The organism is Pseudomonas veronii, assembly GCF_001439695.1.
GTDB classification, from domain to species: domain Bacteria; phylum Pseudomonadota; class Gammaproteobacteria; order Pseudomonadales; family Pseudomonadaceae; genus Aquipseudomonas; species Aquipseudomonas veronii.
Genome location: NZ_JYLL01000007.1, coordinates 227,874 through 252,494, shown reverse-complemented (window position 1 = coordinate 252,494; position 24,621 = coordinate 227,874). Strand labels below are relative to the sequence as shown.

General features: G+C 62.1%; 26 protein-coding genes. 15 read left to right on the top strand and 11 right to left on the bottom strand.

Going from position 1 to position 24,621, the window contains the following annotated elements; genetic code table 11:
- Positions 1-3 precede the first annotated feature (3 nt).
- The 6 genes from ptsP to TU80_RS12335 form a co-directional block, all read right to left on the bottom strand.
- Entirely contained in the window at positions 4-2,514 is a 2,511-nt protein-coding gene (gene ptsP / locus TU80_RS12360) for a phosphoenolpyruvate--protein phosphotransferase (protein ID WP_057004570.1), read from the bottom strand.
- A gap of 36 nt (positions 2,515-2,550) precedes the next feature.
- A complete protein-coding gene (locus TU80_RS12355) occupies positions 2,551-3,561 on the bottom strand; it encodes an SIS domain-containing protein (RefSeq protein WP_057004569.1) in 1,011 nt (336 codons plus the stop codon).
- Positions 3,554-4,660 carry an N-acetylglucosamine-6-phosphate deacetylase gene (gene nagA / locus TU80_RS12350; RefSeq protein WP_017846148.1) on the bottom strand — a complete coding sequence of 369 codons (1,107 nt, stop codon included), beginning with the start codon at positions 4,658-4,660 and terminating at the stop codon, positions 3,554-3,556. Before nagA ends, TU80_RS12355 begins: the two co-directional genes overlap by 8 nt.
- A gap of 36 nt (positions 4,661-4,696) precedes the next feature.
- A complete protein-coding gene (locus tag TU80_RS12345) occupies positions 4,697-5,428 on the bottom strand; it encodes a GntR family transcriptional regulator (protein WP_017846147.1) in 732 nt (243 codons plus the stop codon).
- Between the two features lie 262 nt (positions 5,429-5,690).
- On the bottom strand, positions 5,691-6,194 hold the full coding sequence (locus TU80_RS12340) for a L,D-transpeptidase family protein (protein ID WP_017846146.1): 504 nt from the start codon (positions 6,192-6,194) through the stop codon (positions 5,691-5,693).
- Positions 6,195-6,231: 37 nt separating this feature from the next.
- On the bottom strand, positions 6,232-6,780 hold the full coding sequence (locus TU80_RS12335) for an NUDIX hydrolase (protein WP_017846145.1): 549 nt from the start codon (positions 6,778-6,780) through the stop codon (positions 6,232-6,234).
- Between the two features lie 146 nt (positions 6,781-6,926).
- Here TU80_RS12335 and TU80_RS12330 point away from each other — a divergent pair, with 146 nt between their 5' ends.
- The 5 genes from TU80_RS12330 to purT all read left to right on the top strand — a co-directional run bounded on the left by TU80_RS12330 (position 6,927) and on the right by purT (position 10,182).
- Positions 6,927-7,529 carry a CoA pyrophosphatase gene (locus TU80_RS12330; protein ID WP_017846144.1) on the top strand — a complete coding sequence of 201 codons (603 nt, stop codon included), beginning with the start codon at positions 6,927-6,929 and terminating at the stop codon, positions 7,527-7,529.
- Positions 7,530-7,564: 35 nt separating this feature from the next.
- The gene (locus TU80_RS12325; RefSeq protein WP_017846143.1) at positions 7,565-8,089 is read left to right on the top strand and encodes a gamma carbonic anhydrase family protein; all 525 of its coding nucleotides are present in this window, start codon (positions 7,565-7,567) and stop codon (positions 8,087-8,089) included.
- Positions 8,086-8,301, top strand: coding sequence for a DUF1289 domain-containing protein (locus TU80_RS12320; protein ID WP_057004568.1), 216 nt, complete (start codon positions 8,086-8,088; stop codon positions 8,299-8,301). The genes TU80_RS12325 and TU80_RS12320 overlap by 4 nt, the downstream gene beginning before the upstream one ends.
- 162 nt (positions 8,302-8,463) lie before the next feature.
- Positions 8,464-8,931, top strand: coding sequence for a VUT family protein (locus tag TU80_RS12315; RefSeq protein ID WP_017846141.1), 468 nt, complete (start codon positions 8,464-8,466; stop codon positions 8,929-8,931).
- A gap of 69 nt (positions 8,932-9,000) precedes the next feature.
- Complete coding sequence (gene purT / locus TU80_RS12310; RefSeq protein WP_026139924.1) at positions 9,001-10,182, top strand: formate-dependent phosphoribosylglycinamide formyltransferase; 1,182 nt, start codon at positions 9,001-9,003, stop codon at positions 10,180-10,182.
- Positions 10,183-10,304: 122 nt separating this feature from the next.
- On the opposite strand, the gene TU80_RS12305 is transcribed toward purT, so the two are convergent.
- From TU80_RS12305 to TU80_RS12295, 3 genes are all read right to left on the bottom strand, one after another.
- Positions 10,305-11,615 carry an MFS transporter gene (locus TU80_RS12305; protein WP_057004567.1) on the bottom strand — a complete coding sequence of 437 codons (1,311 nt, stop codon included), beginning with the start codon at positions 11,613-11,615 and terminating at the stop codon, positions 10,305-10,307.
- 271 nt (positions 11,616-11,886) lie between these two features.
- On the bottom strand, positions 11,887-13,125 hold the full coding sequence (locus TU80_RS12300) for a transporter associated domain-containing protein (RefSeq protein WP_046382198.1): 1,239 nt from the start codon (positions 13,123-13,125) through the stop codon (positions 11,887-11,889).
- 12 nt (positions 13,126-13,137) lie between these two features.
- A complete protein-coding gene (locus TU80_RS12295; RefSeq protein ID WP_026139922.1) occupies positions 13,138-13,950 on the bottom strand; it encodes a cytochrome C assembly family protein in 813 nt (270 codons plus the stop codon).
- Between the two features lie 219 nt (positions 13,951-14,169).
- Here TU80_RS12295 and ffh point away from each other — a divergent pair, with 219 nt between their 5' ends.
- The 9 genes from ffh (at position 14,170) to thrC (ending at position 22,661) form a co-directional block, all read left to right on the top strand.
- The gene (ffh, locus tag TU80_RS12290; RefSeq protein ID WP_017846136.1) at positions 14,170-15,546 is read left to right on the top strand and encodes a signal recognition particle protein; all 1,377 of its coding nucleotides are present in this window, start codon (positions 14,170-14,172) and stop codon (positions 15,544-15,546) included.
- A 251-nt stretch (positions 15,547-15,797) separates the two neighbouring features.
- Positions 15,798-16,049 (top strand): 30S ribosomal protein S16, encoded by a 252-nt coding sequence (rpsP, locus tag TU80_RS12285; RefSeq protein WP_003175899.1) that lies wholly within the window; start codon positions 15,798-15,800, stop codon positions 16,047-16,049.
- Positions 16,050-16,054: 5 nt separating this feature from the next.
- Positions 16,055-16,591 (top strand): ribosome maturation factor RimM, encoded by a 537-nt coding sequence (gene rimM, locus TU80_RS12280; RefSeq protein WP_008014731.1) that lies wholly within the window; start codon positions 16,055-16,057, stop codon positions 16,589-16,591.
- Positions 16,573-17,346, top strand: coding sequence for a tRNA (guanosine(37)-N1)-methyltransferase TrmD (trmD, locus tag TU80_RS12275; RefSeq protein WP_024077235.1), 774 nt, complete (start codon positions 16,573-16,575; stop codon positions 17,344-17,346). Before rimM ends, trmD begins: the two co-directional genes overlap by 19 nt.
- Before the next feature lie 45 nt (positions 17,347-17,391).
- Positions 17,392-17,742 (top strand): 50S ribosomal protein L19, encoded by a 351-nt coding sequence (gene rplS, locus TU80_RS12270; RefSeq protein ID WP_003175895.1) that lies wholly within the window; start codon positions 17,392-17,394, stop codon positions 17,740-17,742.
- 223 nt (positions 17,743-17,965) lie between these two features.
- A complete protein-coding gene (gene xerD, locus TU80_RS12265; protein WP_017846134.1) occupies positions 17,966-18,862 on the top strand; it encodes a site-specific tyrosine recombinase XerD in 897 nt (298 codons plus the stop codon).
- Between the two features lie 156 nt (positions 18,863-19,018).
- A complete protein-coding gene (locus TU80_RS12260; protein WP_003175893.1) occupies positions 19,019-19,750 on the top strand; it encodes a thioredoxin fold domain-containing protein in 732 nt (243 codons plus the stop codon).
- 129 nt (positions 19,751-19,879) lie between these two features.
- Entirely contained in the window at positions 19,880-21,184 is a 1,305-nt protein-coding gene (locus TU80_RS12255; protein ID WP_017846133.1) for a homoserine dehydrogenase, read from the top strand.
- Positions 21,185-21,251: 67 nt separating this feature from the next.
- The gene (thrC, locus tag TU80_RS12250) at positions 21,252-22,661 is read left to right on the top strand and encodes a threonine synthase (protein WP_057004566.1); all 1,410 of its coding nucleotides are present in this window, start codon (positions 21,252-21,254) and stop codon (positions 22,659-22,661) included.
- Between the two features lie 97 nt (positions 22,662-22,758).
- Here thrC and TU80_RS12245 read toward each other — a convergent pair whose 3' ends face one another.
- Positions 22,759-22,980, bottom strand: a complete 222-nt coding sequence (locus tag TU80_RS12245) for a hypothetical protein (RefSeq protein ID WP_017846131.1) — start codon at positions 22,978-22,980, stop codon at positions 22,759-22,761.
- 314 nt (positions 22,981-23,294) lie between these two features.
- On the opposite strand from TU80_RS12245, the gene TU80_RS12240 reads away from it, so the two are divergent.
- Complete coding sequence (locus TU80_RS12240) at positions 23,295-23,579, top strand: DUF3509 domain-containing protein (protein WP_017846130.1); 285 nt, start codon at positions 23,295-23,297, stop codon at positions 23,577-23,579.
- 170 nt (positions 23,580-23,749) lie between these two features.
- Here TU80_RS12240 and TU80_RS12235 read toward each other — a convergent pair whose 3' ends face one another.
- Positions 23,750-24,619 (bottom strand): TIGR02285 family protein, encoded by an 870-nt coding sequence (locus TU80_RS12235; RefSeq protein ID WP_057004565.1) that lies wholly within the window; start codon positions 24,617-24,619, stop codon positions 23,750-23,752.
- Between the last annotated feature and the right edge of the window lie 2 nt (positions 24,620-24,621).

Here is a 24,621-nt window from a genome sequence, read left to right as displayed (position 1 = left end):
TTGTCAGCTCAGCGGCCAGTGGTGTTGACAGGCTTGGCGTACCGCCTTGGCGCTGCTCAGGTCGAGCAGGCCCAGGCTCAGTTGCCGGCATTGCGCCGCGTCCAGATGGCGGACGCGGTCCTTGATTTCGCCGATCTGCGGCGGGCTGACCGACAGCTCGCTGACCCCCAGCCCGACCAGCACCGGCGTCGCCAGCGGGTCGGATGCCAAGGCGCCGCACACGCCGACCCAACGCCCGTGTTTGGCCGCGCCCGTGCAGGTCTGGGCGATCAGCCGCAGCAGCGCCGGGTGCAGCGCATCGACCCGCGCGGCGAGGCCGGCGTGGTCGCGGTCCATGGCCAGGGTGTACTGGGACAGGTCATTGGTGCCGATGGACAGGAAGTCGGCATGCCTGGCCAGTTGTTCGGCCATCAGCGCGGCGGCGGGCACTTCGATCATCACCCCCAGTTCTGGGCGTTGGGTCAGTTGCAGCTCGGCGCACAGTTCATCCAGGCGTTGGCGGATCTGCAGCAGTTCGTCGACTTCGCTGACCATCGGCAGCAGGATGCGGCAGCGCGCCAGCGGGCTGACTTGCAGCAGTGCGCGCAGTTGCTGGTCGAGCACGTCGGGGCGCACCTGGGCCAGGCGAATGCCGCGCAGGCCCAGCACCGGGTTGGCCTCGACCGGCAGCGGCAGGTAGTCGAGCTGTTTGTCGCCGCCCACGTCGATGGTGCGGATGATCACCGACTTGTCGCCCATCGCATCCAGCACGGCTTGATAGGCCTGGCGTTGTTCCTGTTCATCCGGCGCGGTGCGGCGGTCGACGAAGAGGAACTCGGTGCGCAGCAGGCCGATGCCATCGGCGCCGTTTTCAAACGCCACCTGGGCCTCGGCGCTGGAGGCGACATTGGCGGCGACTTCGATGGTCATGCCATCGCGGGTGTTCGCTGGCAGTCGGGCCTGGGTCTGTTGTTCCTGGCGACGCAGGTTCTGTGTTTCGCGAATCCGCTCGACTTCGGCGTGGCGCGTCGCGCTGGGCGCCAGCTCCAGGCGACCGTTGGCCGCGTCGAGCACCACGCGTTGGCCTTGGGGCACATCGAGCACTTCGGCGCCCAATGCCACCACGCACGGCAAGCCTTTCCCGCGGGCCAGGATCGCGACATGGGAGGTGGCGCCGCCCTCGGCCATGCAAAGGCCGGCGGCGTGTTGCGCGCTCAGTTGGAGCAGGTCCGACGGGGTCAACTCGTGGGCGCTGACAATCGCCCCGGCAGGCAACTCGACGTGCCACGCTTCGCCGAGCAGCACGCGCAGCACCCGTTGTTGCAGGTCGCGCAGGTCGTTGGAACGCTCGGCCAGCAACGGCTTGCCCAGGCCCAGCAACACCGCGCATTGCGCCTGGATCGCATCGCGCCAGGCGTGGGTCGCGGCGCTGCCGTGCTCGATGGTGCGGGTGGCGGTGTCCAGCAGGGCGGGGTCTTCCAGCAAGGCGAGGTGGGCGGCGAAGATGTCTTCTTCTTCGGCATTTCGGCGTTGGCGGGCGAGGTCCAGGGTGGTGCGGATTTCGCCGCGCACTTGCTCAAGGGCCGCGTCCAGCCGTTGCAACTGTTCGTCGGCGCAGTGGTTGCCGGTATCGGCCGGCAACTCGATCGTGCTCAGGCGGAACAGCGGCCCGCACACCAGGCCCGGTGCCGCACAGACACCTTGCAACACACCGACCTCGGTGTTCGCGCGGCGTGGAGCGGCCGCCATCGGCGTGTGAGGTTCTTCGCCGATGGCGACAGACAGCGCGGCGACCAGCGCCTGTAACGCCGCCGCACAATCCTTGCCGCGACAGGTGACACGCACCTCATCGCCCTCACCGATGCCCAGCCCCATCAGGCCGATCAAGCTGTCGCACGCCGCCGACTTGCCGGCGAAATGCAACTGCGTCTGGCTGCTGAACGCTTGTGCGGTCTTGCGGATCAATGCCGCCGGACGCGCATGCAAGCCGCCGCGATGGGTGATCCGCACGTTGGCGCTGGCTTGCGCGACGGAGTTATCCACAGCGGTTTGCAGCGCGGCGCCGGAACGCAGCGCCACGCGCGCCAGCGGTTCACCGTGTTTGACTGAGCGCAGCGGCAGCGGTGTCAGTTCGAAGCGCTCGCTGTTGGTGAGAATGATCAGGCTGACCAGGCTTTTGCACTGGCGCGCAATCCGGTCCAGATCGAACTGTATCAGCGCCTGGCCCTTGCTCACCTGCGCACCGTTCTTCACCAGCAGGGCGAACCCTTCGCCGTTCAACTCTACGGTGTCGATGCCCACATGCATCAACAGCTCGGCGCCGTTCTGCGCGCGAAGCGTCAGCGCATGCCCGGTGCGCGCGACATGGATGATCTCGCCGTCGCACGGTGCGTACAGGCTATCGTTCAGCGGATCGATGGCCAGGCCGTCACCCATGGCGCCGCTGGCGAATACTTCGTCGGGGACGTTGCCCAGGGCCAGCACCGGCCCGCTGAGGGGGGCGCCGAGGGTCAATGCATTATTGTTGTTGGACATGGGCACGGTACTCATCAGGAAATCGCAGCACGCCACTCAGTGGGTGCGGGTCACTTTGCTCAGGTGGCGCGGCTGGTCCGGGTTCATGCCACGGGCGAGCGCCAGGCCGGCGGCCATGACATAGAAACTCTGGATGGCCAGGATCGGGTCCAGGCTCGGGTGTTCGGCGCGGCTCAGCGGCAGGTCGCGTTCGGCGATATCGTCCGGCGCGGCCAGCAACACGCGGGCGCCGCGTTGGCGCATATCGGCGGCCAGGCTCAACAGGCCGGCTTGCTCGGCACCGCGTGGGGCGAATATCAGCAGCGGGTAGTTGTCGTCGATCAAGGCCATCGGCCCGTGACGCACCTCGGCGCTGCTGAAAGCTTCGGCCTGGATCGCCGAGGTTTCCTTGAGCTTGAGCGCGGCTTCCTGGGCGATGGCAAAACCGGCGCCTCGGCCGATGACCATCAACTGCTGGCAGTCGCGCAGGGCGTCGATGGCGTTCGTCCAATCCTGTTTGGCCGCCTCGCGCAGGCCATCGGGCAACGCACGGCAGGCGTGCAGCAGGTCGGTTTCCTGGTTCCAGTGGCCGATCAACAGCGCGCTGGCGCTGAGGGTCGCGATAAAGCTCTTGGTCGCGGCCACGCTGAGTTCCGGCCCGGCGCACAGCGGCACGTGGAATTCGCAGGCGGCTTCCAGGGGCGAGTCTTCGGCATTCACCAGCGAGATGCTCAAGGCGCCGCGTTGGCGCAGCAGGCGCAGGCTGTCGACCAGGTCCGGGCTCTGGCCCGACTGAGAGAAGGCGAATGCGACCTGGCCGCTGACCTTCAACGGCGCGTGCAGCAGGGTCACCACCGACATCGGCAACGACGCCACCGGAATGCCCACGTGCTGCATGGCCAGGTAGGCGAAGTAGCTCGCGGCGTGGTCGGAACTGCCGCGAGCGACAGTCATCGCCACGTGCGGCGGCTGACGGCGCAGGCGCTCGGCGATGTCTTGCAGGCGCGGGGCCAGGCGTTGCAACTGCGCCGCGACCGCGTCGCTGGAGGCGAGGGCCTCTTCAAGCATTTTTGAAGACAATGGTTTCTCCTTCGACCATGACGTCGGTGAGGTGCAGGGAGCGGTCCAGGCGCACGCAGTCGGCAAAGCTGCCGGGTTGCAGGCGGCCGCGTTGTTCCAGGCCCAGGTAGTCCGCCGGAAATTGCGACAGGCGTTGTGAGGCTTCGCTGATGGGCAGGCCGATCTTCACCAGGTTGCGCAGCGCCTGATCCATGGTCAGGGTGCTGCCAGCCAGGGTGCCGTCGGCCAGGCGCACGCCGCCCAGGCATTTGGTCACGGTGTGGCTGCCCAGCTTGTATTCGCCGTCGGGCATGCCGGCGGCGGCGGTGGAATCGGTGACGCAGTACAGGCATGGGATCGCGCGCAGGGCCACGCGCATGGCGCCGGGGTGTACGTGGAGCAAATCCGGGATCAATTCCGCGTACTGCGCGTGGGCCAGCGCCGCGCCGACGATGCCGGGCTCACGGTGATGCAGCGGGCTCATGGCGTTATACAAATGCGTGAAGCTGGTGGCGCCGGCGGCGAGGGCGGCGACGCCTTCCTCATAGCTGCCCAGGGTGTGGCCGATCTGCATACGCACGCCGCGTGTACTGAGGGCGCGGATCAGGCGGTCATGCCCGGCGATTTCCGGGGCGATGGTGATCACCCGGATCGGCGCCAGGCGCAGGTAGGCTTCCACTTCTTCCATCAATGCGGTGTGGGCGAAGTTGGGTTGCGCGCCGAGTTTGCCCGGATTGATGTAGGGCCCTTCCAGGTGTACGCCGAGGACCCGGGCGCTGCCGCTCGGGCGTTGCGCGCAGAAGCTGCCGAGCTGGCCGAGCACGCTGGAGATTTCATCCACCGGCGCGGTCATGGTGGTGGCCAGCAGCGACGTGGTGCCAAAGCGCACGTGGGTGCGGGTGATGGTTTCGAAGGCGTCGGCACCTTCCATGATGTCTTTGCCGCCACCGCCGTGGACGTGCAGGTCGATAAAACCCGGCAGCAGGTAGGGCAGGTCGTTGTCGGCCGGGTCGCAAGGTGCGCCTTCAATGGCGATCACCTTGCCGTGTTCATGCACCAGGCGGCCGCGAATCCAGCCATGGGGTGTGAGGATATTGTCTTCGGACATGGGCAGTTCTCTAAGGCCGCGGTGCGCGGCAAAGGCCTATCGACGCAGCTCGGCGACAAAGTCGTAGTAGTCGTTGCGGCAGTAGGTGTCGGTGATTTCGATCGGGGTGTTGTCGGCGGTGTAGCCGACACGGGTCATCAACAGCATGGCGGTGCCGGGGGCGATGCCGACCAGCGCGGCGAACTCGTCCGAGGCGTTGATCGCCTGGATATGCTGCAGGGCGCGCACGATGGGTTTGCCGATGCCTTCGAGGTACTCGTAGAGGGACTGGCCGATGGCTTGCGGGTGCGGCAGCACCGCGGCGGGCATGGTGGTCATTTCGATGGCCATCACCGTGTCGTCCGCCTTGCGCAGGCGCTTGAGCCGCGCCACTTTGTCGGTCGGCGACAGGCCCAGGCGGATCAGCTCTTCGTGGGTCGGCGCGCTGATGTCGCGTTCCAGCCACTGGGAGCTGGGCACAAACCCCTTGAGTCGCAGCATCTCGCTGAAGCCCGACAGGCGCGACAGCGGTTGTTCCAGGCGTGGCGTGATAAAGGTGCCGGAGCCTTGGCTGCGACGGATCAGGCCTTGGGCAAACAAGACTTCCAGCGCCTTGCGGGCGGTGACGCGCGAGATGCTCAACTGCTCGCTGAGGGCGCGTTCCGACGGCAGGGCCTGTTCGGATTTCCATTGGCCGGCGTGGATCGCCGCTTCCAGGTTGCGGGCCAGTTGCAGGTACAGCGGCGTGGATTGCTTGTCGTCGGGACGCAGCGTCAGGATGGGGTTCATCTGTCAGGTTTCCGATGCGGTTATTAGTGTGTTGTCGCCCGGTATTGGCCGGAAACTAATACCACTTAAATACCATGTCAATGCTGCCAAAACGCTTCGGCTCCTGGTTTCAGGGCGCATTAACGGTGTCTGGTATCAAGTGGTATTAGAGAGGTCTTTAAGGCGCGCAGAGCTGCGCAGCCTGCGGGGTGAATTGGTATTCACCGGCAGGCGCTGTCGAGGGCAGGAAACTTTTTTTAGTTAATTGACCGAGGGGCGAAGGTTACGGGCGGATCTCGACCAGGGTGCCGTCCTTGACCAGGTTCCAGACTTCGCGCATGTCGACGTTACGCATGCCGATGCAGCCGTCGGTCCAGTCCAGGGTGTGAAACCACTGCTCCGGGTACTCCGCGGTGTCGGGCGTGCCGTGGATCATGATCATGCTGCCGGGGTTCACGCCTTGGCGGCGGGCACGGGCCGAATCGCTGATATTGGGGTAGGAGATGTGCATGGACAGGTTGTAGCGGTCGCTGGTTTTGCGCCAGTCGATCCAATACAAGCCTTCCGGCGTGCGACGGTCGCCCTCGATCAGCTTGGTGCCCTTGGGGTTTTTGCCCAGGGAGATACGGTAGGTCTTGAGGGGTTTGCCGTCGTTGATCAGTTGCAACTGATGGGCGGACTTGAGGACCAGAATTTTCTCGACCGTTTTGCCGCCCAGGGTTTCCAGGGTGGTGGCTGAGGACAACGTGGCGAACGACAGGCAGAGCAAAGCAAGCAACCAACGCATTAAAACGATTTCCCTTGGACGACGATCTGCCGGTTTGTTATTGGGCGGGCTGGGACAGCGGCGGCACAGCTTCGTTGCGCACCGGGAACGACCGTAGGCGACGGTCGGCGAAGAAGTATTCTAAGGTACGCCCGACTGTGCGGAAAGCCAGCTCGGACCAAGGGATATCGGCCTCGTCGAACAGTCGCACTTCCAGGCTTTCGGGGCCAGCGGCGAAGTTCAGGTCAATCAGCTCGGCGCGGTAGAACACGTGCACCTGGCTGATATGCGGTACGTCGATCAGGGTGTAGAGGCTCAGGTTGCGTACATGGGCGCAGGCTTCTTCCATGGTCTCGCGCATGGCGGCCTGTTCCACGGTCTCGCCGTTCTCCATGAAACCGGCGGGCAGGGTCCAGTAACCCAGGCGGGGCTCGATGGCGCGGCGACACAACAACACTTGATCGCCCCACACCGGCACGGTGCCGGCGACGATATTGGGGTTCTGGTAGTGAATGGTATGACAGTGATCGCATACAAAACGCAGGCGTGCGTCGCCTTCGGGAATGCGTTGGGTGACCGGTTTACCGCACTGGCTGCAGAAATTCATGCTGGGGTTCCTGGAAAGTCTGCCTATCTTGGCGTGGGCGGCAGGGCCCTGCAAGTTGTCGTTTCGCGACAGCCCTTCGGTTTTGGGGTTGGGCGCCCGCGCGCTTTGGTGCATGATGCAAAGTAGCCAACAGACCGAGATGACTCATGCTGGACGAGCTACTTCGCCGGGTAAGCAATCACACACCGCAACGGCTTGAGACCGACGGGCGTTTCCCCGAGGCCGCCGTGCTGGTGCCGATTACCCGCAGTGACGAACCTGAGCTGATCCTGACCCTGCGCGCCAGCGGCCTGTCGACCCATGGTGGCGAAGTGGCCTTTCCCGGCGGGCGTCGCGACCCCGAAGACCCGGACCTGATCTTCACCGCCCTGCGCGAAGCCGAAGAAGAAATCGGCCTGCCGCCCGGCCTGGTCGAGGTGATCGGCCCGTTGAGCCCGCTGATTTCCCTACATGGCATTCGGGTCACGCCCTACGTTGGCGTCATCCCGGACTACGTCGACTACCTGGCCAACGACGCCGAAATCGCCGCCGTCTTCAGCGTGCCCCTGGAGTTTTTCCGCCAGGACCCGCGCGAACATACGCACCGCATCGATTACCAGGGCCGCAGTTGGTACGTGCCGAGCTATCGGTTCGGCGAATACAAGATCTGGGGGCTGACGGCAATCATGATCGTCGAGCTGATCAATTTGCTCTATGACGATGCCAACATCAGCCTGCACCAGCCGCCCAAGAGCTTCATCCATCTATAAGCCATCGTTTAAATGGCCAGTCGTGAGGACATATCATGAAATACCGCCTGGGCGACGCCCGCGTCGAGACGCACCCACACAGCTGGGTGGCGCCGAATGCCACGCTGGTGGGCAAGGTCAAGCTGGAGGAGGGCGCCAATGTCTGGTTCAACGCGGTGTTGCGTGGCGACAACGAACTGATCCTGATCGGCAAGAACAGCAATGTGCAGGACGGCAGCGTGATGCACACCGACATGGGTTACCCGCTGACCCTGGGCACCGGCGTGACCATCGGCCATAACGCCATGCTGCATGGCTGCACCGTCGGCGACTACAGCCTGATCGGCATCAATGCGGTGATCCTCAACGGCGCGAAGATCGGCAAGCACTGCATCATCGGCGCCAATTCGCTGATCGGCGAAGGCAAGGAGATTCCCGATGGCTCGCTGGTCATGGGCTCGCCGGGCAAAGTCGTGCGCGAATTGACTGACGCGCAGAAGAAGATGCTCGAGGCCAGCGCTGCGCACTATGTGCATAACGCCCAGCGTTATGCGCGGGATCTGGTCGAGCAGGAAGAATGAAGCCGCCAGAGCGCCCCGTCGCCTCGCCGTGCGTGAGCATTTGCGCACTGGATGACGACGACATTTGCACCGGTTGCCAGCGTACCGTGGAAGAAATCACGCGTTGGAGCCGCATGGACAACGCCGAGCGTCGGGTGGTGTTGGGGTTGTGTCATGAGCGGGCGCTGGCGGGTGGGTTGGTGTTTATGGCGTCCGATAAATCCGCTGGCTGAATCATCGCTATCGGGGGCAAGCCCCCTCCCACATTTTGACCGCGTTCCTACAGATTAAACGCGGTCGAATGTGGGAGGGGGCTTGCCCCCGATGGCGCCATCCCAGACGACATCCCTGTAATTGTGTACCCTGTGCGGCATTACCCACAGGTCCATCCCCCCATGCTCTTCCTGATCGCCTACATCAGCAGCGTCGTGCTGATCAACTTCGCCTTCTCCACCGCGCCGCACCTGGATGTGATCTGGTCCGCCTGGGGCGGCCTGGTGTTTATCCTGCGCGACATGGTGCAAACCCGCTTCGGCCACGGCGCGATCCTTGCCATGCTGGCGGCGCTGGCGCTGTCGTATATCACCTCCGACCCGTCCATCGCGCTGGCCAGCGCCACTGCGTTCGCGGTGTCCGAGTGCATTGACTGGCTGGTGTTCAGCATCACCAAGCGCCCGCTCCACGATCGCCTGTGGATAAGTTCGGCGCTGAGCATTCCCCTCGATACCTTTATCTTTTTCGGCTTGATCGGTGCGCTTACGCCTGCCGTGGTGGGCACCGCGCTGGCGTCGAAATTCGCCGGGGTCACGGCGGTCTGGCTGATCATGGCCTGGCGTATCCGCAAACGTGCCGTCGCCAACTGAAGCCAATCTGTGCAGTTCATGTAAAATGCCGGCCTTTCTCCCCATGATCCGCTCCCCTGAGGACCTGAGATGACCCGAATCGGAACTCCATTGTCGCCAACCGCGACCCGCGTTTTGCTGTGTGGCTGCGGTGAGCTGGGCAAGGAAGTGGTAATCGAACTGCAACGCCTGGGCGTTGAAGTGATTGCCGTGGATCGCTACGCCAACGCGCCGGCGATGCAGGTGGCTCATCGCAGCCATGTGATCAACATGCTCGACGGCGCGGCCCTGCGTGCGGTGATCGAGGCGGAAAAACCGCACTTCATCGTGCCGGAAATCGAAGCCATCGCCACCGCCACCCTGGTGGAGCTGGAGGCCGAAGGCTTTACCGTGATCCCGACCGCGCGCGCCGCGTCGCTGACCATGAACCGCGAAGGCATCCGGCGCCTGGCCGCCGAAGAGCTGGACCTGCCGACCTCGCCGTACCACTTCGCCGATACCTTCGAAGACTACAGCAAGGCCGTGCAAGACCTGGGCTTCCCGTGTGTGGTCAAGCCGGTGATGAGTTCGTCGGGCAAGGGCCAGAGCCTGCTGCGCAGTGCCGACGACGTGCAGAAAGCCTGGGATTACGCTCAGGAAGGCGGGCGTGCCGGCAAGGGTCGGGTGATCATCGAAGGCTTTATCGACTTCGACTACGAAATCACCCTGCTGACCGTGCGCCACATCGGCGGCACGACCTTCTGTGCGCCGGTCGGCCACCGTCAGGAGAAAGGCGATTACCAGGAATCCTGGCAGCCTCAGGCCATGAGCCCGATTGCCCTGGCGGAATCCGAGCGCGTGGCCAAGGCCGTCACGGAATCCCTGGGCGGCCGCGGCCTGTTTGGCGTGGAGTTGTTCATCAAGGGCGATCAGGTGTGGTTCAGCGAAGTGTCGCCACGCCCGCATGACACCGGCCTGGTCACCTTGATTTCCCAGGACTTGTCGCAGTTCGCCCTGCACGCGCGCGCCATCCTGGGCCTGCCGATCCCATTGATCCGTCAGTTCGGGCCTTCGGCGTCGGCGGTGATCCTGGTGGAAGGGCAATCGACCCAGACCGCTTTTGCCAACCTCGGCGCGGCCCTGAGCGAGCCGGACACGGCGTTGCGTCTGTTCGGTAAGCCGGAAGTGAACGGCCAGCGCCGCATGGGCGTGGCGTTGGCGCGGGATGAGTCGATTGAAGCGGCTCGCGCCAAGGCGACCCGTGCGGCTCAGGCGGTTGTTGTAGAGCTCTAAACCGCGTCGTGCCTATCGGGGGCAAGCCCCCTCCCACACTTAACCGCGTTTAATCTGTAGGAATGCGGTCAAAATGTGGGAGGGGCGGTGCGACGATTCGACTTGCCCCCGATAGCGATCTATCAGGCAACCTTGTTCAAATCGTTATCCCGCGTCTCTTTCAAGCACAGCACCGCAATCAAGCTCAGCAACGCTGCCGCCGACACATACCCGCCGACATAACTCAGCCCGCCCATCGCCACCAGCTTGGTCGCGAAGAACGGTGCCGCCGACGCACCGACGATCCCACCCAGGTTATACGCCGCCGAAGCGCCGGTATAACGCACGCGGGTCGGGAACAGTTCCGGTAGCAACGCGCCCATTGGGGCGAAGGTCACACCCATCAGGAACAGCTCCAGGGCCAGGAACAGCGCCACGGCCCAGGTCGAACCGTGGGTCAGCAACGGCTCCATGGTGAACCCCGACAGAATCGCCAGCAGCGCACCGACAATCAGCACCGGCTTGCGCCCGAATCGATCGCTGGCCAAGGCTGCCAGCGGCGTCGCCAGGCCCATGAACAGCACGGCAAAACACAGCAAGCCGAGGAATGTCTCGCGGCTGTAGCCCAGGGTCGAAACGCCGTAGCTCAGGGAAAACGCCGTGGTGATATAGAACAGCGCATAACACACCACCATCGACGCGGCACCCAGCAGCACCGGCAGCCAATGCTGGCTGAACAGTTCCACCAACGGCACTTTTACCGGCGCTTCCTTCGCTACCGCACTGGCGAATACCGGGGTTTCATGCAGCTTCAGCCGCGCATACAGGCCGACCATCACCAGCGCCGCGCTGAGGATGAACGGGATGCGCCAGCCCCAACTGCGGAACTGCTCGTCGTTCAGGTTCATGGCCAGGATCAGGAACAGGCCGTTGGCCGCCAGGAAGCCAATCGAAGGACCGAGTTGCGGGAACATGCCGAACCACGCGCGTTTGCCCTTCGGCGCGTTCTCGGTGGCGAGCAACGCCGCACCGCCCCATTCCCCGCCCAGCCCCAGGCCTTGGCCGAAACGCAGCACGCACAACAGAATCGGTGCCCAGGCGCCGATGCTGTCATACCCCGGCAGCAAGCCGATCAGCGTGGTACACACCCCCATCAGCAGCAACGAAGCCACCAGCGTCGATTTGCGGCCGATACGGTCGCCAAAGTGGCCGAACAGCGCCGAACCCAGCGGGCGGGCGATGAACGCGATGCCGAAGGTCAGGAACGACGCGAGCATCTGCGCCGTGCCGGAGGTTTGCGGGAAGAACACCGGGCCGATCACTAGCGCGGCCGCAGTGGCATAGATATAGAAGTCGTAGAACTCGATGGCCGTGCCGACGATGCTGGCGGTGGCGACGCGGGCGGTCGAGTTGGTCGGGGCGGCGCTTGCAGCCTCGTTATAGGTGGTGCTCATGGCGGTATCCCTGAGGGGCAGTGCGCGTTTGGACGCGGATTATTATTGGTCGAACACCCATGGATCAGGGTTGTGGGCGGAGCGGCTCGGGATGAGAGCGGACACCGGTCGTACAGGGCAAGGCAGTGCCTGGACGCGGTCCGTGCGGATAGCACGCGGTCGGGCGCGGCTTGGGTAAGCCGACCCGATTATAGGAAGGGGGTTGCGCATCCAACAAGGGGGAAAATCTGATCGTCTGCACACAGTGGATCAGTGTGTTCCGTCAGCGAGGCTACGTGGCAACCGGCACGCGGCTGGTGTGCCAGATCAGCACCTTGCTCACGCGGTTGTCTTCGGTCTCGAGGATTTCCAGGCGGTAGCGGCCGATCTTCAGGCACACCGCGCAATCGGGAATGGTTTCCAGCGCTTCGGTCACCAGGCCGTTGAGGGTCTTGGGCCCGTCGCTGGGCAGGTGCCAGGCCAGGCTCTTGTTCAATTCGCGGATCGAGGCGGTGCCGTCGACGATGTAGCGGCCGTCCGGTTGCGCTTCGATATGCGGGTTATCGGCACTCTGTTCGCTTTCGAATTCGCCGACGATTTCTTCGAGAATGTCTTCCAGGGTGACGATGCCCAGCACTTCGCCATACTCGTCCACCACCATGCCCAGGCGCCGCTGTTGCTTGTGGAAGTTCAGCAGTTGCAGTTGCAGGGGCGTGCTTTCCGGGACGAAGTAGGGTTCGTAGCAGGCCTCGAGCAAGGTCTCCTTGGTCAGGCTGGCATCCGGTAGCAGGTGCTGGATCAGCCGGGTGTTGAGCACGGCTTCGACCTGGTTGATGTCGCTGTGGAACACCGGCAGGCGGGTGCGCTGGGAGTTGCGCAGTTGCTCAAGGATCGCGTCGAGCGAGTCGTCCAGGTTGATGCCGTCCACTTCGCTGCGCGGCACCAGGATGTCGTTGACGGTGATGTTGTCCAGCGCGTGGATACCGGGCATGCCGGGCGTGCGACGTTCATCTCCCTCTGGCTCGGGTTCGTCATCATGGTCGGGCTGCGGGTCGTCGCTTTTTTTCACCATGCCCGGCGGGCGGGCAAAGGGGCGCAGCAACAGCAGGCTGATGCCATTGAGCAGCCAGGCGAGGGGGTAGATAATTTTCAGCGGCACGCCCAGCAGGGCATTGCCGAAGCCCAGCACCGCTTGCGGATGGCGGGTGGCCAGGGCGCGCGGCAGGTAATCGGCCAGCACCAGCAGGATCGAGCAGGAGACCAGCCAGCCCAGCCACGCGCCGTTTTGCGCCCAGGCGTAGATCGCCAGCAGGGTGCAAAGGATCACCACGCCAGCACGGCACAGGGTGTTGCAGAGGATCATGCTGTGGCGCGGGAAGTGCAGACGGGCGGCGGCTTTGTCGCCCTGGCGGGTACCGGGGCGCAGGGCCAACAGGTGTTGTTGTGCGGCTTCGATGGCGGTAAACAGCGCCGCCCACAAAATCAGCAAGGCGATTACCGCGAGCATCGGCCCTAAGGGCAAGTTGTCCATGATCGCTGCCCGTCAGATATGCAGGATGTATTCGCGAACCAGCTTGCTGCCGAAATAGGCCAGCATCAGCAGGCAGAAACCGGCCAGGGTCCAGCGGATCGCCTTGTGCCCGCGCCAGCCAAGGCGGTTGCGGCCCCACAGCAGCACACTGAACACCACCCACGCCAGGCACGCCAGCAGGGTTTTATGCACCAGGTGCTGGGCGAACAGGTTCTCGACGAACAGCCAGCCAGAGATCAGCGACAGCGACAGCAGCGTCCAGCCGGCCCACAGGAAGCTGAACAGCAGGCTTTCCATGGTTTGCAGCGGCGGGAAGTTCTTGATCAGGCCCGACGGATGCTTGTGCTTGAGCTGATGGTCCTGCACGAGCAGGAGCAACGCCTGGAACACCGCGATGGTGAACATGCCGTAGGCCAGGATCGACAGCAGGATATGCGCAAGGATGCCCGGCTCTTCGTCGATCACCTGCACCGTGCCGGTGGGGGCGAATTGCGCCAGCAGCACCGTCAGCATGCCCAGGGGGAATAGCAGCACCAGCAGGTTTTCCACCGGGATGCGTGCGCAGGCGATCAGCGTGAGGGCGATCACTGCGGCGGCGATCAGGCTGGCGGCGCTGAAAAAATCCAGGCCCAGGCCGACCGGCGTCATCAAGTGGGTGAACAGGCTCGCGGCATGGGCCAGCAGGGCGAGCACGCCAAGGCCTGCCAGCAGGCGAGTGTCGGCCTTGGCGCCTTGCGCCAGGCGAGTGCCCTGGTAGAGGGTCGCAGCGGCATATAAAAAGGCGGCGGCGAGACTGGGTAGCAAACTGGGTGACAAAGGGAGCATAAATCCTGTTAGGCAAGCCCGAAAGGCGCTGAGTTTGGCATACACCTGCGTTCCACGAAAGACTTCAGGGCCAGACAGCGGGTGTGCATGGGCGCAGTCTTCGCTATAATCCGCGACCTGCCCACGCCGCAGGCTCGCCGAGCGCTGTTTTTAATAGCGATTTATCACAGCCTGGGCCGCCATTACCTCGGTCTACCATAGGGCCTGAAAGGATCGCGCATGTTTGAAAACTTGACTGACCGTCTCTCGCAGACGCTGCGCCATGTAACCGGCAAGGCCAAGCTGACCGAGGACAATATCAAAGACACCCTGCGTGAAGTACGCATGGCGTTGCTGGAAGCCGACGTGGCCTTGCCTGTGGTCAAGGACTTCGTCAACTCGGTCAAGGAGCGCGCGGTCGGCACCGAAGTGTCCCGCAGCCTGACGCCGGGCCAGGCTTTTGTGAAGATCGTCCAGGCCGAGCTCGAGAGCCTGATGGGCGCGGCCAACGAAGACCTGAACCTCAGCGCCGTGCCGCCGGCCGTCGTGCTGATGGCCGGTCTGCAAGGTGCGGGTAAGACCACCACCGCCGGCAAGCTGGCGCGCTTCCTTAAAGAGCGCAAGAAAAAAACCGTGATGGTGGTGTCGGCCGACGTGTACCGTCCGGCGGCCATCAAGCAGCTGGAAATGCTCGCGGGCGAAGTGGGCGTGACCTTCTTCCCGTCCGACCTGAGCCAGAAGCCGGTCGACATCGCCAACGCGGCGATCAAAGAAGCCAGGCTGAAGTTCATCGACGTGGTCATCGTCGATACCGCCGGTCGCCTGCACATCGACGAAGAGATGATGGGCGAGATCAAGGCGCTGCATGCCGCGATCAACCCGGTCGAGACGCTGTTCGTGGTCGACGCCATGACCGGCCAGGATGCGGCCAACACCGCCAAGGCCTTTGGTGACGCACTGCCGCTGACCGGCGTGATCCTGACCAAGGTCGACGGCGACGCCCGTGGCGGTGCCGCGCTGTCGGTGCGCGCCATCACCGGCAAGCCGATCAAATTCATCGGTATGGGCGAGAAGAGCGACGCGCTCGAACCGTTCCACCCTGAACGTATCGCTTCGCGTATCCTCGGCATGGGCGACGTGCTCAGCCTGATCGAGCAGGCCGAAGCGACGCTCGACAAGGACAAGGCCGATAAACTGGCCAAGAAACTGAAGAAGGGCAAGGGCTTCGACCTCGAAGACTTCCGCGATCAGTTGCAGCAAATGAAGAACATGGGCGGCCTCGGCGGCCTGATGGACAAGCTGCCGAACATCGGCGGTGTGAACCTGGCGCAAATGGGCAATGCCCAGGGCGCGGCAGAGAAGCAGTTCAAGCAGATGGAAGCCATCATCAACTCCATGACCCCGGCCGAGCGCCGCGACCCTGAGCTGATCAGCGGTTCGCGCAAGCGTCGGATCGCCATGGGCTCCGGCACCCAGGTGCAGGACATCGGTCGCTTGATCAAGCAGCACAAGCAGATGCAGAAGATGATGAAGAAATTCTCCGCCAAGGGCGGAATGGCCAAGATGATGCGCGGCATGGGCGGTATGTTGCCCGGCGGCGGCATGCCGAAAATGTAAAGTATTCGAGCGGGAGCATGCTCCTGCTCCGACCCACAGGGATGTGGGATCTCCAGCAAACCCGCCGTCTGGCGGGAGCTGACTTGCCGTTTTAACCGACGGCTCTATAGCAGATCTGAATGGCACGCTGATAGGCGCCAGAAAAAGACATTTGCAAAAGTCCGGATATTCCTTAGAATATGCGGCCTTTCGGGCACCTATGCCCGCTGTGCATTTAGATTTGCAGCACCGACTACAGGAACGATGTTCACATGCTAACAATCCGTCTTGCCCTTGGCGGCTCCAAAAAGCGCCCGTTTTACCACTTGACCGTAACCGACAGCCGCAACCCGCGTGACGGTTCGCACAAGGAACAGGTTGGTTTCTTCAACCCTGTTGCTCGTGGTCAAGAAGTTCGTCTGTCCGTGAACCAAGAGCGCGTAGCCTACTGGCTGAGCGTTGGTGCACAGCCTTCCGAGCGTGTTGCCAAGTTGTTGAAGGACTCGGCTAAGGCCGCAGCCTGAGCAATATGAACGCGACGCCAGCTGTTGCTGATGATTTGATCGTTATCGGCAAGATTTACTCTGTTCATGGCGTTCGCGGCGAAGTGAAGGTGTATTCCTTTACTGATCCGACTGAAAACCTGTTGCAGTACAAAACCTGGACGCTCAAGCGCGAGGGGAATGTGAAACAGGTCGAGCTGGTCAGTGGACGCGGGAACGATAAGTTCTTGGTCGCAAAGCTCAAGGGTCTTGATGATCGTGAAGAAGCTCGTCTTCTGGCCGGTTATGAGATCTGCGTGCCGCGCAACCTGTTCCCTGAATTGACCGACGGCGAGTACTACTGGTACCAGCTGGAAGGTCTGAAGGTTATTGATCAACTCGGGCAATTGCTCGGGAAAATCGATCATCTTCTGGAAACCGGCGCCAATGATGTAATGGTGGTCAAGCCTTGCGCTGGCAGCCTGGATGATCGCGAACGCCTGTTGCCCTATACCGAGCAATGCGTGTTGGCCGTCGACCTGGCCGCGGGCGAGATGAAGGTGGAATGGGACGCGGACTTCTAAGCGTGGCTAATTTGCGCATTGAAGTGATCAGTTTGTTTCCCGAGATGTTCTCCGCCATCAGCGAGTACGGCATCACCAGTCGGGCGGTGAAACAGGGGCTCTTGCAGCTCACCTGTTGGAACCCGCGAGACTACACGACGGATCGACATCACACTGTGGACGATCGCCCATTTGGCGGTGGCCCGGGCATGGTGATGAAGATCAAGCCCCTGGAAGACGCGTTGGTTCAGGCCAAGGCTGCCGCCGGGGAGAAGGCGAAGGTAATTTACCTGTCCCCTCAAGGCCGTCAGCTGAAACAGGCGGCGGTACGCGAACTGGCGAATGAGGAAGCACTGATCCTGATTGCCGGTCGCTATGAAGGCATTGACGAGCGTTTCATTGAAGCTCATGTCGATGAAGAGTGGTCGATTGGGGACTATGTCCTGTCTGGCGGTGAGCTGCCGGCGATGGTCCTGATAGATGCGGTTACACGACTGCTGCCTGGAGCTTTAGGGCATGCGGACTCCGCGGAGGAAGATTCCTTCACGGATGGTTTGCTGGATTGCCCGCACTACACCCGACCGGAGGTGTATGCGGATCAGCGTGTTCCCGACGTATTGCTAAGTGGCAATCACGCACACATCCGGCGTTGGCGTTTACAGCAGTCCCTTGGTCGGACCTATGAACGACGCGCCGATCTTCTGGAAAGCCGCTCGCTTTCTGGAGAAGAGAAGAAGCTGCTCGAGGAATACATCCTCGCGCGGGACGATAGTTAACAACGTATCGATGGTAGGTCCATTGACTTACCTTAGGAGCACAGCATGACTAACAAAATCATCCTTGCACTCGAAGCAGAGCAGATGACCAAAGAGATCCCTACCTTTGCCCCGGGCGACACCATTGTCGTTCAGGTGAAAGTGAAGGAAGGCGACCGTTCGCGTCTGCAAGCGTTCGAAGGCGTGGTAATCGCCAAGCGTAACCGTGGTGTGAACAGTGCTTTCACTGTTCGTAAAATCTCCAACGGTGTTGGCGTAGAGCGTACTTTCCAGACCTACAGCCCGCAAATCGACAGCATGGCCGTTAAGCGTCGCGGTGACGTGCGTAAAGCCAAGCTGTACTACCTGCGTGACCTGTCCGGTAAAGCAGCTCGCATCAAGGAAAAACTGGCTTAAGTCCAGCTTCCCGATGCAGAAAAAAAGCAGCCTGCGGGCTGCTTTTTTTGTGCCTGGGATTTATTGACGGGGGCGGGTCGGCGGCGCGCCTATCGCAGGCGGGCCAGCTTGCACACTTGATCATTAGTGGTCATAAAATCGATGCACGACACAAATCCAATGTGGGAGCCGACTTGCCTGCGATAGGATCTACCAGACACCTCCGTCATCTGCCTGAGCCCCCATGCCCGCCATCGACCACCCTCTGATTGACCGCTTCCTCGACGCCCTCTGGCTGGAAAAAGGCCTGTCGGACAACACCCGCCAGGCCTACCGCAGCGATCTGGCGCTGTTCAACGGCTGGCTGCAGGAAAAAAACCTCGAGCTGATCAATGCCGGCCGTGAGTTGATCCTCGATCACCTGGCCTGGCGCCTGGAGCAGAACTACAAGCCGCGCTCCACGGCACGCTTCCTTTCCGGTGTGCGTGGCTTTTATCGCTACCTGCTGCGGGAAAAGCTCATTGCCCTCGACCCGACGTTACAGGTCGACATGCCGCAATTGGGTCGGCCATTGCCCAAGTCCTTGTCGGAAGCCGATGTCGACGCCTTGCTCGCCGCCCCGGACTTGAGCGAAGCCATCGGCCAGCGCGATCGTGCCATGCTCGAAGTGCTGTACGCCTGCGGCCTGCGGGTGACCGAGCTGATCAGCCTGACCCTCGAGCAAGTCAACCTGCGCCAGGGCGTGCTGCGGGTGATGGGCAAGGGCAGCAAGGAGCGGCTGGTGCCGATGGGCGAAGAAGCGATTGTGTGGGTCGAGCGCTACATGCGCGATGCGCGCGGCGAACTGCTCGGTGGGCGCCCCAGCGATGTGCTGTTCCCCAGCCAGCGCGGTGAGCAGATGACCCGCCAGACTTTCTGGCATCGCATCAAGCACCAGGCCAAGGTGGCGGGGATCGGCAAGAGCCTGTCGCCGCATACCCTGCGCCATGCATTTGCCACGCATTTGCTCAACCACGGCGCGGATTTGCGCGTGGTGCAAATGCTCCTTGGCCACAGCGACTTATCCACAACCCAGATCTACACCCATGTGGCACGGGCGCGCTTGCAGGATATGCACGCCAAGCACCATCCGCGAGGCTGAAAACCGCCAAATTATCCCGCCACGGGCTGCCCTGCGGCCCAACTGTGGTAGGCTTTGCCGGTTAGCAAAGGGGACGGCGTGACTTGTGATTACAGTGCCGTGTTTCCAGATCGGTGTTCGACACGCCCGTCCCTGCATCTGCCTTCAGGAGTTCCCATGCGCTTGACCCAGATTATTGCCGCCGCAGCCATTGCGTTGGTTTCCACCTTTGCCGTCGCCGATGACGCTGCCGAGCAGACTATTCGCAAGAGCCTGGCCAACCTGCAACTCGACACACCGATCGAAAGCATCAGTGCCAGCCCGATGGCCGGTCTGTACGAAGTCAAGCTCAAGGGCAGCCGCGTGTTGTATGCCAGTGCCGACGGCCAGTACATTGTCCAGGGCTACCTGTTCCAGTTGAAGGACGGTAAGCCGGTCAACCTGACCGAGAAAGCCGAGCGCCTGGGCGTGTCCAAGCTGATCAACGGCATTCCGGTTGCAGAAACCGTGGTCTACCCGGCCATCGGCGAGACCAAGACGCACATCACCGTGTTCACCGACACCACCTGCCCGTACTGCCACAAGCTGCACGCCGAAGTGCCGGCGCTGAACAAGCTCGGTGTGGAAGTGCGCTATGTCGCGTTCCCGCGTCAGGGCCTCGGTTCGCCGGGCGACGAGCAGTTGCAGGCGGTCTGGTGCTCGGCCGACAAGAAAGCGGCGATGGACAAGATGGTCGACGGCAAGGAAATCAAAGCGGCCAAGTGCGCCAATCCGGTTTCCAAGCAGTTCGCCCTGGGCCAGTCCATTGGTGTGAACGGTACACCGGCCATCGTTTTGGCTGACGGCCAGGTGATTCCGGGCTATCAGCCGGCACCGCAAGTTGCCAAACTGGCGCTGAGTGCCAAATAAACCAGCATCGTCGAACCTTTGACGATCATGGCCCTTTGATAAGTCGATGGGCCATTAATTGAAAGCCGCGGTTGTGCGGCTGTTTTCCACGGCCGACCTCGCGTCGGCCGTTTCATGGGGAGTTCTTCAGTGAAACCGGTCAAAGTAGGCATCTGTGGGTTAGGGACCGTCGGTGGCGGCACCTTCAACGTACTTCAGCGTAATGCTGAAGAAATTTCCCGCCGTGCAGGGCGCGGGATTGAAGTGGCGCAAATTGCCACGCGTTCGCCAAAGCCTCAGTTCGAAACGACCGGTATTGCGATTACCAACGATGTCTTCGCCGTGGCGACCAACCCAGAAATCGATATCGTCATCGAGCTGGTGGGCGGCTATACCATTGCCCGCGAGCTGGTGCTCAAGGCGATCGAAAACGGCAAGCACGTGGTCACCGCCAACAAGGCGCTGATCGCCGTCCACGGCAACGAGATCTTCGCCAAGGCGCGTGAGAAGGGCGTGATCGTCGCGTTCGAAGCCGCGGTGGCCGGTGGTATCCCGGTGATCAAGGCGATCCGTGAAGGCCTGTCCGCCAACCGCATCAACTGGGTGGCCGGCATCATCAATGGCACCGGTAACTTCATCCTCACCGAAATGCGCGAGAAGGGCCGCACCTTCGAAGACGTGCTGGCCGAAGCCCAGGCTCTGGGTTACGCCGAAGCCGACCCGACCTTCGACGTTGAAGGCATCGACGCGGCGCACAAACTGACCATCCTTGCGTCCATTGCCTTTGGCATCCCGCTGCAGTTCGACAAGGCCTACACCGAAGGCATCACCCAGCTGACCACCGCCGACGTGAATTACGCCGAAGCCCTGGGCTATCGCATCAAGCACCTGGGCGTGGCGCGCTGCACCGCGGCCGGTATCGAGTTGCGCGTACACCCAACGCTGATCCCGGCCGACCGCCTGATCGCCAACGTCAATGGCGTGATGAACGCCGTGATGGTCAACGGTGACGCCGCCGGTTCGACCCTGTTCTACGGTGCCGGCGCCGGTATGGAACCGACCGCTTCGTCGGTGATCGCCGACCTGGTGGACGTGGTTCGCGCCATGACCAGCGACCCGGAAAACCGCGTGCCGCACCTGGCCTTCCAGCCGGATTCGCTGTCGGCCCACCCGATCCTGCCGATCGAGGCGTGCGAAAGCGCCTACTACCTGCGCATCCAGGCCAAGGATCATCCGGGTGTACTGGCCCAGGTTGCCAGCATCCTGTCGGAACGTGGCATCAACATCGAGTCGATCATGCAGAAGGAAGTCGAGGAGCAGAACGGCCAGGTGCCGATGATCCTGCTGACTCACCGCGTGCTCGAGCAGCACATCAACGATGCCATCAAAGCCCTGGAAGCCTTGCAAGGCGTAGTGGGCCCGGTGGTACGGATTCGCGTCGAACACCTGAACTAACCGATTTGTTCCAGGGGCCCCGTGTGATCGGCGGCCCCTGTTCGAGAATGTTTTAGAGGAGCCAGTCATGCGTTACATCAGCACCCGCGGCCAGGCACCGGCCCTGAATTTCGAAGACGTCCTGTTGGCAGGCCTTGCCACCGACGGCGGCCTGTACGTGCCGGAAAACCTGCCACGCTTCACCCAGGAAGAAATCGCTTCCTGGGCCGGCCTGCCGTATCACGAACTGGCGTTCCGGGTGATGCGCCCGTTCGTCACCGGCAGCATTCCGGATGCGGATTTCAAAAAGATCCTGGAAGAGACCTACGGCGTGTTTTCCCACAACGCCATCGCGCCTCTGCGCCAACTGAATGGCAATGAGTGGGTTTTGGAGCTGTTCCATGGCCCGACCCTGGCGTTCAAGGACTTCGCTCTGCAACTGTTGGGGCGCCTGCTCGATTACGTGCTGGAGAAGCGCGGCGAGCGCGTGGTGATCATCGGCGCCACTTCCGGTGATACCGGCTCGGCGGCCATCGAAGGCTGCAAGCACTGCGAAAACGTCGACATCTTCATCCTGCACCCGCATAAGCGCGTGTCGGAAGTACAGCGTCGGCAGATGACCACCATCTTCGGTGAAAACATCCACAACATCGCTATCGAAGGCAACTTCGACGACTGCCAGGAAATGGTCAAGAACAGCTTCGCTGACCAGAGCTTCCTCAAGGGCACGCGCCTGGTTGCGGTGAACTCGATCAACTGGGCGCGGATCATGGCCCAGATCGTCTACTACTTCTACGCTGCGCTGCAGCTGGGCGGGCCGGCGCGTTCGGTGTCGTTCTCGGTGCCGACCGGCAACTTCGGCGACATCTTCGCCGGCTACCTGGCGCGCAACATGGGCCTGCCGATCAATCAGTTGATCGTCGCCACCAACCGCAACGACATCCTGCACCGCTTCATGAGCGGCAACCAGTACGTCAAGGAAACCCTGCACGCCACCTTGTCGCCGTCGATGGACATCATGGTGTCGTCGAACTTCGAACGCCTGCTGTTCGACATGCACGGCCGCAACGGTGCGGCGATTGCCGGCTTGATGGACACCTTCAAAAGCGGTGGCGGTTTCAGTGTCGATGAAGAGCGCTGGACCGAAACCCGCAAGCTGTTCGACTCCCTGGCCGTGGACGATGCACAGACCTGCGAAACCATCGCAGAAGTCTATGCCCAGACCGGCGAACTGCTCGACCCGCACACCGCGATCGGCGTGAGGGCTGCACGCGAATGCCGTCGCAGCCTGGATATCCCGATGGTGATCCTCGGCACCGCGCACCCGGTCAAATTCCCGGAAGCGGTGGAGAAGGCCGGCGTTGGCAAGGCGCTGGAGTTGCCGGAGCATCTGTCCGACCTGTTCGAGCGTGAAGAGCGTTGCACCGTGCTGCCGAATGACCTGAAGGCGATGCAGGGGTTTGTCAGCCAGCATGGCAATCGCGGTAAGCCGCTGTAAGGCAAACTGCCGGCGCCCTGGCGCAGACAAAAACGCCGCTTTCCCTTCCGTGGGTCAGCGGCGTTTTTCGTTTCAGGCAGGCCCGGGTTGCTGAGCGTTATGAGAGTAGTTTCTGCGCCACGACAATCACGGTGCCGACAGCGGCGTAGAAACCCGTGGCGATACCCACGGGGTACCAGAAAGTCTCACAGGTTATCTTCAAGGACTCTGCGTTGAGCTTGCCTCGCTCGGCATGCATGCGTGAAATCTCGGCATAGATGCGAGATACGTCAGCATGCATCTTCTCCATCGACGCTTGTTGTTCGTTGTGTTCCACCATCATGTTCATCCTTAGCAATAAGGGCCTTTGACATGCACTTCTAGCTGCGTGACAGCGTGATCAGCGCTTAACCGAATATAGGGTTCACCCTCCGCCGCGCTGCAGGGCGAACCCCGAAACGGCCGCCCATTGCGTAAGCAGTTATGTGCGGCCGTTTTTTCGTTGTCATGTTGCAAGCGCATGCTGGATCAAGTCACTCCCTGACGGCTCCATAAACACGAAAAAGCGAACTTTCCTACGTTACAAACAGTCACTTAGGAGAGAGGCAACCCCCATTGAAACGATTGTTCCCGAACTATTGAGTGGTGATCGAAATGGAAAGTATCAGCCTATTGCTCGAAGAAGCGCTGAGCCCTTATCAGGTTACGCTGACCACCGCTGGTGTGCAGGGCGAGTGCCTGGTAACCGTAAAGAACCCTGCTGGTGCCATCGTGGTCGAGCGTGAAGTCGACCGGGCGCAACTGACCGACAAGCGCGTCCTGGTGGATGTCGTGGATTGCTTGCTGCGCGATCTGAAAATCGCCGAAGGGCGCCTGGAGCCCTCGGTCATCGCTGCCTTGCGCAATGCGGCCCAGACCCGCAGCAGCGCCCTCGCATGAAGAATTGTTTATCTGCGGAAACTTCCTACGGCGTGGCCGGTCAGATTTAGTAACAGCAAGAGCAGACATTGTGCTCCGGTGTTTGTGACTTGCTGTACTGGTCTTTGTAGGCCACGTTTAACCCCGAAGTGTCTCCCCACTCTTCGGGGTTTCTTTTTGCCCGCGATTTATCACGGGGTGGGCACTTCTTCATAGAATCGCGAATGGTCCAGCAGGTATTGCTCGCGCAGGGCCGGGTCGAGCCATGACGCGTAGGAACGCAGCAACTGCGCCTGCGGCAGGTCGCCCAGCAACTGGTTGATACGCGCCATGACCTCGCGCCCCTCGGGCGTATCCGAACAACCGATATGGATGTGCTGATAGGGCGCGGTGCCGGCAATCGGATAGAACGCCAGCCCTTCGGGATCGATACCTTGCTGCAATGCGTGATAGCGAATTTCGGTCCAGTAACCCAGTACGCCTTCCAGGCGTCCCAGGCGCTGCATTTGCAGCAGGCTGCCCAAGGCGTCGGTGCCGTAGTGCATCACTCGATTGTGCGTGTCGCCTTGCTGCAACATGCCGTCGATGAATGGCCCGTAGCTGCGCTCGGCGATGATGCCCAGGCGTGTGCTCTTGTCCCGTAGCATCGCGTCCAGGTCGACCTTGCCTTGCACGATAAAGGGCGCCAGGACTTCACGGTTTTGCTGGCGGACGACCACGCCATTGCTCACCACGGGAAACGCCTGGCCGGAATACACAATCCATTGGGTCCGCTCCGGCGTCCACAGCAGGGTAGGGTCGCAGGTGAGGGAGGGCGCCTGGAGCATCTGCATGCCCCGCGCACGGTTGACGTGCTGGACCTGGTGCTGATACTCCGGCAGGTGCTCCATCAGCATCGGCAACAATTCGTCGATGGCGCCCTGGCCTTTTTGCGGGCCTTCGAAGATCGTCAGCGGCGGCAGGTCGCGAACCAGCCAGATCAAGGTCTGCGCCGCCTGGGTCGGTAGCGGCAATAGCCCCAACAAGGGCGCGCACAGGTGCAATAGCCAGCGGCGAGTCATTA

What these genes read in the sequence shown, in the direction of transcription:
- TU80_RS12235 (WP_057004565.1), bottom strand. Translation starts at nt 24,619, where the DNA reads ATGACTCGCCGCTGGCTATTGCACCTGTGCGCGCCCTTGTTGGGGCTA.
- TU80_RS12345 (WP_017846147.1), bottom strand. Translation starts at nt 5,428, where the DNA reads ATGAACCCCATCCTGACGCTGCGTCCCGACGACAAGCAATCCACGCCG.
- TU80_RS12325 (WP_017846143.1), top strand. Translation starts at nt 7,565, where the DNA reads ATGAAATACCGCCTGGGCGACGCCCGCGTCGAGACGCACCCACACAGC.
- TU80_RS12335 (WP_017846145.1), bottom strand. Translation starts at nt 6,780, where the DNA reads ATGAATTTCTGCAGCCAGTGCGGTAAACCGGTCACCCAACGCATTCCC.
- TU80_RS12315 (WP_017846141.1), top strand. Translation starts at nt 8,464, where the DNA reads ATGCTCTTCCTGATCGCCTACATCAGCAGCGTCGTGCTGATCAACTTC.
- TU80_RS12305 (WP_057004567.1), bottom strand. Translation starts at nt 11,615, where the DNA reads ATGAGCACCACCTATAACGAGGCTGCAAGCGCCGCCCCGACCAACTCG.
- trmD (WP_024077235.1), top strand. Translation starts at nt 16,573, where the DNA reads ATGGGACGCGGACTTCTAAGCGTGGCTAATTTGCGCATTGAAGTGATC.
- TU80_RS12320 (WP_057004568.1), top strand. Translation starts at nt 8,086, where the DNA reads ATGAAGCCGCCAGAGCGCCCCGTCGCCTCGCCGTGCGTGAGCATTTGC.
- rimM (WP_008014731.1), top strand. Translation starts at nt 16,055, where the DNA reads ATGAACGCGACGCCAGCTGTTGCTGATGATTTGATCGTTATCGGCAAG.
- ptsP (WP_057004570.1), bottom strand. Translation starts at nt 2,514, where the DNA reads ATGTCCAACAACAATAATGCATTGACCCTCGGCGCCCCCCTCAGCGGG.
- ffh (WP_017846136.1), top strand. Translation starts at nt 14,170, where the DNA reads ATGTTTGAAAACTTGACTGACCGTCTCTCGCAGACGCTGCGCCATGTA.
- TU80_RS12355 (WP_057004569.1), bottom strand. Translation starts at nt 3,561, where the DNA reads ATGCTTGAAGAGGCCCTCGCCTCCAGCGACGCGGTCGCGGCGCAGTTG.
- thrC (WP_057004566.1), top strand. Translation starts at nt 21,252, where the DNA reads ATGCGTTACATCAGCACCCGCGGCCAGGCACCGGCCCTGAATTTCGAA.
- TU80_RS12340 (WP_017846146.1), bottom strand. Translation starts at nt 6,194, where the DNA reads ATGCGTTGGTTGCTTGCTTTGCTCTGCCTGTCGTTCGCCACGTTGTCC.
- rplS (WP_003175895.1), top strand. Translation starts at nt 17,392, where the DNA reads ATGACTAACAAAATCATCCTTGCACTCGAAGCAGAGCAGATGACCAAA.
- nagA (WP_017846148.1), bottom strand. Translation starts at nt 4,660, where the DNA reads ATGTCCGAAGACAATATCCTCACACCCCATGGCTGGATTCGCGGCCGC.
- TU80_RS12240 (WP_017846130.1), top strand. Translation starts at nt 23,295, where the DNA reads ATGGAAAGTATCAGCCTATTGCTCGAAGAAGCGCTGAGCCCTTATCAG.
- purT (WP_026139924.1), top strand. Translation starts at nt 9,001, where the DNA reads ATGACCCGAATCGGAACTCCATTGTCGCCAACCGCGACCCGCGTTTTG.
- rpsP (WP_003175899.1), top strand. Translation starts at nt 15,798, where the DNA reads ATGCTAACAATCCGTCTTGCCCTTGGCGGCTCCAAAAAGCGCCCGTTT.
- TU80_RS12300 (WP_046382198.1), bottom strand. Translation starts at nt 13,125, where the DNA reads ATGGACAACTTGCCCTTAGGGCCGATGCTCGCGGTAATCGCCTTGCTG.
- TU80_RS12295 (WP_026139922.1), bottom strand. Translation starts at nt 13,950, where the DNA reads ATGCTCCCTTTGTCACCCAGTTTGCTACCCAGTCTCGCCGCCGCCTTT.
- TU80_RS12260 (WP_003175893.1), top strand. Translation starts at nt 19,019, where the DNA reads ATGCGCTTGACCCAGATTATTGCCGCCGCAGCCATTGCGTTGGTTTCC.
- TU80_RS12245 (WP_017846131.1), bottom strand. Translation starts at nt 22,980, where the DNA reads ATGGTGGAACACAACGAACAACAAGCGTCGATGGAGAAGATGCATGCT.
- TU80_RS12330 (WP_017846144.1), top strand. Translation starts at nt 6,927, where the DNA reads ATGCTGGACGAGCTACTTCGCCGGGTAAGCAATCACACACCGCAACGG.
- xerD (WP_017846134.1), top strand. Translation starts at nt 17,966, where the DNA reads ATGCCCGCCATCGACCACCCTCTGATTGACCGCTTCCTCGACGCCCTC.